This is a genomic window from Gordonia sp. NPDC003422 (genome assembly GCF_053588675.1).
The window spans coordinates 1-1,503 of sequence record NZ_JBSFQL010000072.1; the positions used below are offsets into that span (position 1 = coordinate 1).

The 1,503-nt window shown below is 62.5% G+C and carries 1 protein-coding gene; it reads right to left on the reverse strand.

Going from position 1 to position 1,503, the window contains the following annotated elements:
- Positions 1 to 63 precede the first annotated feature (63 nt).
- A complete protein-coding gene (locus ACWDTF_RS24805; RefSeq protein WP_165629940.1) occupies positions 64 to 1,449 on the reverse strand; it encodes an IS256 family transposase in 1,386 nt (461 codons plus the stop codon).
- Between the last annotated feature and the right edge of the window lie 54 nt (positions 1,450 to 1,503).

The window sequence follows — 1,503 nt, forward strand, 5'->3', positions numbered from 1 at the left end:
GAGCTTGTCAAGATGTCTGTGTAAGAACGTGACTCCTGGGTTTCCTGTGGTTGCTGGTTGGGTCTAGTTGAGGTGGGGTTCGATGCGGTCGGGGTAGGCCAGGGCTAGTTGCCCGAGGGCCTGTTTCCAGTTCGTCACGACTTGGCCCTCGACGAGTCTGCCGGGGGCTCTGCGCGTGGCGGCGGGCTTGCCGCGTTCCTTCTCGCGTTGCCGGGCCCGTTTGTCCTCGATGTCGCAGATAGCCAGCCACAGCAGTTTGCGCGCCGCGAGATCGTTGGGGAAATGTCCCCGATTCTTGATGACCTTGCGGAGCTGGTAGTTCAGCGACTCGATCGAGTTGGTGGTGTAGATGACTTTGCGGAGCTCGGGCGGAAACGCCAAGAACGGAATGAACCGGTCCCACGCTCGATCGAAAGCTGCTGCCGCACTCGGATATTTGGTCCCCAGTTCGGAGTCTCGGAAGGCTTCCCATTCGCGGCGGGCGGTCTCGGCGTCGGGGGCGGTGTAGATCGGTTTGATCGCCCGCGCGACGTCTTTGCGGTCCTTGTAGTTCACGAACCGCATCGAGTTGCGAATCAGATGCACCACACACGTTTGCACCGTGGCCAATGGCCAGGTCGCCTCGATCGCTTCGGGGAACCCGGTCAACCCGTCGCAGCACACGATGAGCACGTCCTTGACGCCGCGGTTGGCCAGATTCGCACACACCCCGGCCCAGAACTTCGCGCCTTCCTCGGCTTGTATCCAGATGCCCAGCACATGCTTGACGCCGGCCATGTCGACGCCAATAGCGATGTGGGCGTGCCTGTTTCGGACATGACCGCCGTCTTTGACCTTCACCACCAGGGCGTCGAGGTAGATGACGGGATACAAGGCCTCCAGCGGCCGGTTCTGCCATTCATCGACCGCGTCGAGGACCTCGTCGCAGATCTTCGAGATCGTCTCATGCGACAGATCGGTGCCGATCGTCGAGGCCAGATGATGCTGAATGTCGCGCAACGTCATGCCGCCGGCATACAGCGAGATGATCATGTCATCGAGCCCGCCGAGCCGGCGGGAACCCTTCGGTACCAAGCGTGGGGTGAACGTGCCGGCACGGTCACGAGGAACGTTCAACTCGACCGGCCCGGCCGCGGAGTCCACCGTTTTCGGGCTCGACCCGTTGCGGGCGTTGGGCAGTTGCCGACCGGCCGGATCGCCCTTGGCATAGCCGAGGTGATCGGTCAGCTCGGCCTTCAGGCCGCGTTCGAGGGCGAGTTTGATCAGACCCGGGATCAGGCCGCCGTCGCCGGTGATCTGGACCTGGCCGGTATCGATCTGGGCCAACAACTCATCGACCATGCCCGAGGCCTCCAGCGCCTCGGCCACCTCCGCGGTCGAACGCGGCTCAGCCAACTCAGGCAGCTGCTGACCGTCGTCGTGCTGCTTATCGTCTAACGCCATGCTCATAGATTGTCCTCTCACTGATGAGCACTGGACTTACACAGACCATCTGACACCCCC